The following is a 9,321-nucleotide window of genomic DNA, read 5'->3' on the forward strand; positions in this document are numbered from 1 at the left end:
GGGCGGCGGCGGTGTCGGGTGTGGTGGTCGAGGGTGGTCTGGCGTTCCTGTTCACCGGTCAGGGTGCGCAGCGTGCCGGGATGGGTTTGCCGTTGGCGGACCGGTTCCCGGTGTTCGCGGCGGCGTTCGACGCCATTTGCGCGCGTTTCGATCAGCTCCTGGACGTGCCGTTGCGTGAGGCGATCGAGTCCGAGGCGATTCACCGGACGGTCTACACGCAGGCGGGCCTGTTCGCGGTCGAGGTGGCGTTGTTCCGGCTGTGCGAGTCGTGGGGCATCATCCCGGACTACCTGTTGGGTCACTCGATCGGTGAGGTCGCCGCCGCGCATGTGGCGGGTGTGCTGTCGCTGGATGACGCGGTGACGTTGGTGGCGGCGCGCGGCCGGTTGATGCAGGCGTTGCCGGCGGGTGGGGCGATGCTGGCGGTGCAGGCGTCCGAGGCCGAGGTGCGGTCGATGCTGGCCGGCGGGGTGGACGTCGCCGCGGTCAACGGCCCCACCTCGATCGTCATCTCCGGCCCGGGGCACGAGATCGACGAGCTGGCCCCGCGCTTCGCCAAGGCGACCCGGCTCACCGTGTCGCACGCGTTCCACTCCGCGCTGATGGAGCCGATGCTGGCCGAGTTCGCGGCGGCGATCGGGCACATCGCGTTCGCGCCGCCGCGCATTCCGGTGGTGTCGAACCTGACCGGGGAGCCGGTCGAGGAATACACCGGCGACTACTGGGTGCGGCATGTGCGGGAGGCGGTGCGCTTCGACGACGGCATGCGGTGGCTGGCCGGTAACGGGGTGACCCGCTGTCTGGAGGTCGGGCCGGCGGGTGTGCTGTCGGCGATGGCGGCGCCGGAGTTGACGTACGTGCCGGCGTTGCGTAAGGACCGCGACGACACCGACAGTCTGCTGCGTGCGGTCGGAAAGCTGTGGACTGTGGGTGTGCCGGTCGACTGGACCGCGATCCTGCCCGCCGCGCCCCGCGTCGACCTGCCCACCTACGCCTTCCAGGGCCGCCGGTTCTGGCCGCGCCTGGACCGGGCCGTCGGCGCAGACGTGGAGGCCGCCGGCCTCGGCCGCGCCGAACACCCGCTGCTCGGGGCGACGGTCTCCATCGCCGGCGGTGACGGGCTGCTGCTGACCGGCCGGCTGTCCGCCCAGCGGCAGCCGTGGCTCGCCGACCACGTTGTGCTCGGCCGTACCGTGCTGCCCGGCACCGCCTTCGTCGAACTCGCCACCTCGGCCGGACGGCAGACCGGGCGGCCGGTGCTCGAGGAACTCACCATCGAGGCCCCGCTGGTGCTGCCCGCCGACGGGGTCCAGCTACAGGTCAGCGTCGGCGCCGACGACGGCGCCGGGCACGTGCCGGTCAGCATCTGGTCCCGGCCGGGACCGGACGCGCGCTGGCTGCGGCACGCCGTCGGCAGCCTCGTCGCGGACTCGCCGGACCGGACCGCCCCCGACCGGACCACCCCCGACCTGTCGGCCTGGCCCCCGGCCGACGCCACCGCCGTTGACCTCGACGGCTTCTACGACCAGCTCGCCGACCGGGCCGGCCTCGCCTACGGCCCGGTGTTCCGGGGGTTGCGGGCCGCCTGGCGTTGCGCCGACGCGGTGTACGCCGAGGTGGCGCTGCCCGAGGACACCCGACCCGAGGCGGCCGCGTACGGGGTGCACCCGGCCCTGCTGGACGCCGCTCTGCACGTCATCGGCCTCACCGACCTGGCCGGTGCCGGCGCCACCCGTCTGCCGTTCGCCTGGACGGACGTGCGCCTGCTCGCCACCGGCGCCGGCGTGCTGCGGGTGCGGCTGTCCGCCACCGGCTCGTCCGGCATCGCCATCGACGTCGCCGACGGCACCGGCGCGCCCGTGGCCCGCATCGGCCGGCTCGCGATGCGCGCCGTCACCGCCGACGCGCTGGAGCGGCCGACCCCGGTCACCGACGGCTCCCTCTACACCGTCGACTGGACCGCGGTGCCCGCACCGGAAGGCGCTTCTGCCCCCTTCGCCGCGATCGGTGTCGACGAGCGGGCCGGCGCCGCCGTCACGTACCCCGGTTTCGCCGACCTGCCCGACGGCGGGGAACTGCCGGACCTGGTCCTGTGGCGGATCCCCGAGGCGGCCCGCGACGGCCTCGTCCCCGCCGCCCACACGCTGACCACCGCGGCCCTCGACGCGGTGCGGGCATGGCTGGCCGACGAACGCTTCACCGACACCCGGCTGGCGGTCCTGACCAGCGACGCCGTGCCCGCCACCGGGCCGGTCACCGACCCGGCGGCGACCGCGGTGTGGGGTCTGCTGCGGTCGGCGCAGAGCGAGAACCCGGGCCGGATCGTACTTGTCGACATCGACGACGACGACCGCTCCTGGTCGCTGCTCGGCGCGGCGGTGCGCGCGGACGAGCCCGAACTCGCGCTGCGGGCCGGGACGATCCGTGTGCCGCGGCTGACCACGCCGCCGAACCGGCTCGACCTGCCGGTGGACGTCCAGTCGTGGCGGGTGGCGCCGGGTGGTGACGGTGCGTTGTCGGGCCTGGCGTGTGTGGAGGTTGCGGGTGCGGAGCTTGGCGCGGGTGAGGTGCGGGTCGCGGTTCGTGCGGTGGGGGTGAACTTCCGGGATGTGTTGTTGGGTCTGGGGATGTATCCGGATCCGGATGCGGTGATGGGTTCCGAGGGTGCGGGTGTGGTGGTGGAGGTCGGGGCGGACGTTTCCGACCTGGTGGTGGGCGATCGGGTGTTCGGGTTGTTCCATGGTGGGTTCGCGCCGCAGGTGGTGGCGGATCGGCGGGTGGTGGCGCGGATGCCGGCGGGGTGGTCGTTCGCGCAGGGCGCGGCGGTGCCGATGGCGTTCCTGACGGCCTGGTACGGGTTGGCGGATCTGGGGCGGTTGCGGGCCGGTGAGCGGGTGTTGGTGCATGCGGCTGCTGGTGGGGTGGGTTCGGCGGCGGTGCAGTTGGCCCGGTTGTGGGGTGCGGAGGTGTTCGCGACGGCGTCGCCGGGGAAGTGGGCGGCTGTCGAAGCGCTCGGCGTGGACCCGGAGCGCATCGCGTCGTCGCGGGACCTCGGGTTCGCGGATGTGTTCGGCGGTGTGGATGTGGTGTTGGACTCGCTGGCGGGTGAGTTCGTGGATGCGTCGTTGGGGATGCTGCGCCCGGGTGGCCGGTTCGTGGAGATGGGTAAGGCGGATGTTCGTGACGCCGCTGAGGTCGAGCGTCGGCTCGGGGTTTGGTACAAGGCGTTCGACCTGTCGGAGGCGGGGGCGGATCGCACGGCGGTGATGTTGGCCGACCTGGTGGCGTTGTTCGAGGCCGGGGACCTGCGCCTGTTGCCGCCGAGCGTGGCGGATGTGCGGGAGTTGCCGGCGGTGCTGGGGACGATGAGTCGGGGTGCGCACGTCGGGAAGAACGTGGTGCTGGTTCCCCGTCCGGTCGATGGGACGGTGTTGATCACCGGCGGCACGGGTGGGTTGGGTGCGGTGGTGGCGGCGCATCTGGTCGATGTCCACGGGGTGCGGGATCTGGTGTTGGTGAGCCGTTCCGGCGGGCCGGTGCCGGAGTTGGACGCGCGGGTGCGGGTGGTCGCGGCTGACGTGTCCGACCGGGTGGCGTTGGCGGGGGTCCTCGACGGCATCGAGGATCTGGCTGGTGTGGTGCACTGCGCCGGGGTGCTCGACGACGGGGTGTTCACCAGCCTGACGCCGGAGCGGGTGGCCGGGGTGCTGGCGCCCAAGGTCGATGCGGTGGTGCACCTGCACGAGTTGACCCGGGACATGGACCTGGCGATGTTCACCGTGTTCTCGTCGATCTCGGCGGTGTTCGGGTCGGCGGGCCAGGCGGCGTACGCGGCGGCGAACGCGTTCCTGGACGGCTTCGTGGCGTACCGTCGCGGGCTCGGTCTGGTCGGTCAGTCGCTGGGCTGGGGATTGTGGGCCAACACCGCCGGCATGGGCGGCGCGGTGGCCGCCCGGGTCGGCGGCGGCATGTCCGACGAGTTGGGCCTGGCGTTGTTCGACGCGGCTCACCGGCTGCCGGACGCGCACCTCGTCCCGGCGCGGCTCGACCTCGACGCGGTCCGGGCCTCCGGTGCGGTGCCGCCGCTGCTGCGCAGGCTCGTCACCACGGCCGTCCGCAAGGCCGACGACGGCGGCGTGGCCGGCCCCGGCCTGGCGCAACGCCTCACCGGGCTGGCCGACGCGGACCAGGAACGGCTGCTGACCGACGTGGTCTGCACCGCCGCCGCCGGGGTGCTCGGCCACAGCTCGGCCGACGCGGTGGTGCCGAGCCGGGCCTTCAAGGACCTCGGCTTCGACTCGCTCACCTCCGTCGAACTGCGCAACCGGCTCAACGCGGCAACCGGGCTGCGGCTGCCCGCCACGCTGGTGTTCGACTATCCGACCCCGACCGTCCTGGCCGGCCACCTGCGCACCGAGCTGCTCGGCGCGCCGGCCCCGCAACAGGCGCGGGTCGTCCAGGCCGCGACCGACGACGACGCGATCGCGATCGTCGGCATGGCCTGCCGCTACCCGGGCGGCGCCAACAACCCCGAGGAACTCTGGCGACTCGTCACCGACGGCGCCGACGCCATCGGCCCGTTCCCCACCGACCGTGGCTGGGCCGCCGGCACCGCCGACTACGTACGCCAGGGCGGCTTCATCGACGACGCGACCGCGTTCGACTCCCGCCTCTTCGGCATCTCGCCGCGCGAGGCCCTGACCATGGACCCGCAGCAGCGGGTGCTCCTCGAAGCCTGCTGGGAGGTGTTCGAACGGGCCGGGTTCGACCCCGAGTCGCTGCGCGGCGAGCCGGTCGGCGTCTTCATCGGCTCGTCCTCGTCCGGCTACGGCACCGCCGGCCCGCTACCGGACGGCGCCGAGGCGCACGCGCTCACCGGCACCGCACCGAGCGTGATCAGCGGGCGGGTCGCCTACACCTTCGGCATCGAAGGCCCCGCGGTCACGGTCGACACGGCCTGCTCCTCGTCGCTCGTCGCCCTGCACCTCGCCGCCCAGGCGCTGCGGTCGGGGGAGTGCACGATGGCCCTCACCGGCGGCGTCACCGTGCTGGCCGGCGCCGACATCTTCCCCAGCTTCGACAGTCAGGGCGGCCTGGCCGGTGACGGGCGGTGCAAGCCGTTCTCGGCCGACGCCGACGGCACCGGCTGGTCGGAGGGTGTGGGCGTGTTGCTCGTCGAGAAGCTCTCCGACGCGCGGCGGCACGGCCACCAGGTGCTGGCCGTCGTACGCGGCAGCGCGGTCAACCAGGACGGGGCGTCGAACGGGCTCACCGCCCCCAACGGCCCGTCCCAGCAGCGGGTCATCACCCAGGCCCTCGCGAACGCGCGGCTCGCCCCGGCCGACATCGACGTGGTCGAGGCGCACGGCACCGGCACCGCGCTCGGCGACCCGATCGAGGCCCAGGCGCTGCTCGCCACCTACGGCCGCCAGCGGCACGCCGACCACCCGCTGCGGCTCGGCTCGATCAAGTCGAACATCGGCCACACCCAGTCCGCGGCCGGCGTCGCCGGCATCATCAAGATGGTGCTGGCGATGCGGCACGGCGAGCTGCCGCGCACGCTGCACGCGCAGACCCCGTCCGCGCACATCGACTGGACCAGCGGCGCCCTGCACCTGCTGACCGAACCGGTCGCCTGGCCGGCGGGCGACCGGCCGCGCCGCGCCGCGGTGTCGTCCTTCGGCATCAGCGGCACCAACGCCCACGTGGTGCTGGAGGAGGCGCCCACCCCGGTGTCCGCGCCGGCTCCGGCCGCGCCGGTCACCGGGCCGGTGCCGTGGGTGCTGTCCGCCCGCACGCCGGAGGCGCTGCGGGCCCAGGCCGAGCGGCTGCGGGAGTACGTGCTGGCGCGGCCCGAGCTGCGGCCGGCCGACGTCGGTTCGGCGCTGGTGTCGACCCGGGCCGTGCTGGACCGGCGCGCGGTCGTCGTCGGATCGGACCTGGCGTCGTTCGCGGCGGCGCTGACGGACCTCGACGCCGGCTCCGGCGGCACGGGTCGGACCGCGTTCCTGCTCACCGGTCAGGGCGCGCAGCGCGTCGGCATGGGTGTCGGGTTGGCGGCGCGGTTCCCGGTGTTCGCGGAGGTGTTCGACGGGATCGTGGCGCGGTTCGACGGGTTGCGGGAGGCCCTGGGGTCGGACGAGATTCACCAGACCAAGCACGCGCAGGCGGGGTTGTTCGCGGTCGAGGTGGCGTTGTTCCGGCTGCTGGAGTCGTGGGGGGTCACCCCGGACTACCTGCTGGGTCACTCGATCGGGGAGATCGCCGCCGCGCACGTCGCCGGTGTCATGTCGCTCGACGACGCGGTGACGTTGGTGGCGGCGCGGGGCCGGTTGATGCAGGCGTTGCCGGCGGGTGGGGCGATGCTGGCGGTGCAGGCGACCGAGGCCGACGTGCGGACGGCGATCGGCCGCCGGAAGATCGACGTGGCCGCGGTCAACGGCCCGACCTCGGTGGTCGTCTCCGGCAAGGCCGCCGCCCTCGACAAGCTGGCGGCGCGCTTTGACAAGACCGCCCGGCTCACCGTGTCGCACGCGTTCCACTCGTCGCTGATGGAGCCGATGCTCGCCGAGTTCGCCGCCGCGATCTCGCACCTCGACTTCGCCGCGCCGCGCATCCCGGTCGTGTCCAATCTGACCGGCGAGCCGGTCGAGGAGTTCACCGCCGACTACTGGGTGCGGCACGTGCGGGAGGCCGTGCGGTTCCACGACGGCATCACCTGGCTGGCCGCGCACGGCGTGACCCGCTGCCTGGAGGTCGGGCCGGCGGCCGTGCTGTCCGCGATGGCAGCACCCGAGCTGACCTACGTCGCCGCGCTGCGCAAGGACCGGGACGAGGCCACGACCGTCCTGGAGGCGGCCGGACGGCTGTGGACCGAGGGTGTGCCGGTCGACTGGACGGCGATCCTGCCGGCCGCGCCGCGGGTGGACCTGCCGACGTACGCCTTCCAGCGGGATCGCTACTGGCTGATGCCCACCGAGGCGGCCGAGCCAGCGGGCGCCGAGGACGGAGCGTTCTGGTCGGCAGTGGAACGCGGCGACCACGAGGGCCTCGCCGGCCAGCTCGACGGCGTGGACGCCCGGACGCTGGAGAGCATGTTGCCGGCGCTGTCCGCGTGGCGTCGCCGGCGTCGTTCGCAGGGTGTGGTGGAGGGCTGGCGGTACCGGGTCGGTTGGGCGCCGATGGCGGAGCCGGCGCCTGCGGTGCTGTCCGGTACGTGGTTGGTCGTGTCGGACACGCAGGCCGACGACGTGGTGTCCGCGCTGGTGTCGGCCGGTGCCGAGGTCGCATTCGTGCCGGCGTCGGGCGGCGCCGAGGTGGTGCGGGCGGCGGCGGTCGGCGACGTGCGGGGTGTGGTGTGGGTCGGCGGGGAGGCGTGGTCGCTGGTTTCCGCGTTGCAGGAGGTTACTGCGGCCGGTGTCACCGCGCCGGTGTGGGTGGTGACGCGTGGTGCGGTGGCGGTGGGTCGGTCCGAGTCGGTGACGGATGTCGCCGCGTCGACGGTGTGGGGTGTGGGTCGGGTCGCGGCGTTGGAGTTGCCGCGGGTGTGGGGTGGTCTGGTCGATGTTCCGGTGGTGCTGGGGGAGCGCGACGGTCGCCGGTTCGCGGCGGTGCTGGCGGGGGGTGGCGAGGATCAGGTTGCCGTGCGTGCGTCCGGGGTCTATGCCCGTCGGCTGCGGCGGGCTGCTGCGGTGGGTTCGGTGGCGCCGGTGTCGTTGTCGGGCACGGTGTTGGTCACGGGTGGGACGGGTGCGTTGGGCTCGCGGGTGGCGCGTTGGGTGGTGAGTCGTGGGGCGTCGCGGGTGGTGTTGGTGTCGCGGCGGGGCAATCGGGCTCCGGGTGCCGGTGATCTTGCGGCGGAGCTGACTGGGCTGGGTGCCGAGGTGTCGGTGGTGGCGTGTGACGTCGCCGACCGGAACGCTGTTCGCGCCGTGGTGGCTGGCATTGAGGATCTGGCCGGTGTGGTGCACGCGGCGGGTGTGTCGGGCATGGAGGGTTTGCTTGATGTCACTGAGGAGTCGTTCGGGGCGGTGGTGTCGGGCAAGGTGTCGGGTGCGTTGCACCTGCACGAGGCGACCGCCGATCTGGATCTCGACTTGTTTGTGGTGTTCTCGTCGATTGCCGGGGTGTGGGGCAGCGGTGGTCAGGCCGCGTATGCGGCCGGCAACGCGGCGTTGGACGCGCTGGTGGAGTCGCGGCGTGCCGCCGGCAAGGCGGGTACCGCCGTCGCGTGGGGTCCGTGGGCCGACGGTGGGATGGCCGGCGAGGGGAACGCCGCTGACTACCTTGCCCGTCGCGGCCTCGCCGCCATGGACCCCGACCTGGCGATGCAGGCCCTCGACATGGCGGTCGATGCCGGTGATGTGACGACGACGGTCGCGGATGTGGACTGGTCGCGGTTCGTGGCGACGTTCGCCGCGCAGCGGCCCGCGCCGCTGTTCGGGGAACTGGCGGTCGTCGCCGCCTCCGACAACCCCGCCGACGAGGCGCTGGCAAGTCGCCTCGCCGGCCTTCCGCAGGCCGAGCGGCGTCGGGAACTGCTGGCGCTGGTGCGGGCGCAGACGGCGAAGGCGTTGGGTTATGCGGGTGCGGCGCAGGTGGAGGCCGGGGCGGCGTTTCGGGATCTGGGTATCGATTCGGTGACCGCGGTGGAGGTGAAGACCCGGATCAACGCGGCCACCGGCCTGCACCTGGGGTCGTCGCTGGTGTTCGACTACCCGACCCCGCAGGCACTGGCCGACCACCTCCTCCACGCGCTCGGCCTGGCCGTGGCCGACGCGCCGGTGGCGACGCTGCCGGCGCGGGTCGACGGCGACGACATCGTGATCGTGGGGATGGCGTGCCGGTATCCGGGTGGGGTGGAGTCGCCGGAGGATCTGTGGCGGTTGGTCGCCGGTGGCGCGGACGGCATGTCGGCGTTCCCGTCCGATCGGGGTTGGGCGGTGCCGGACGGCGTCGGTTACGCGGCGGTGGGCGGGTTCGTGGACAGCGCGACCGGCTTCGACGCGGGTCTGTTCGGGATTTCGCCGCGTGAGGCGGTGGCGATGGATCCGCAGCAGCGGTTGTTGTTGGAGGTGTCGTGGGAGGCGTTGGAGCGTTCGGGGGTGGATCCGCGGTCGTTGCGGGGTCGTCCGGTGGGTGTGTTCGTGGGGGCGTCGAATTCGGGTTACGGCACGGGTGGGTTGTTCGTCGAGACCGGTGACGGTCATGTGTTGACGGGGACGGCGAACAGTGTGCTCTCGGGTCGGGTGTCGTATTCGTTCGGGTTCGAGGGTCCGGCGATGACTGTGGACACGGCGTGTTCGTCGTCGCTTGTGGCGT

General features: G+C 73.3%; 1 protein-coding gene. It reads left to right on the top strand.

Going from position 1 to position 9,321, the window contains the following annotated elements; genetic code table 11:
- A partial coding sequence (locus tag T398_RS26130; protein ID WP_496450474.1) for a type I polyketide synthase occupies positions 1-9,321 on the top strand: 9,321 nt, incomplete at both ends.

The sequence above is a fragment of the Salinispora goodfellowii genome (assembly GCF_059570675.1).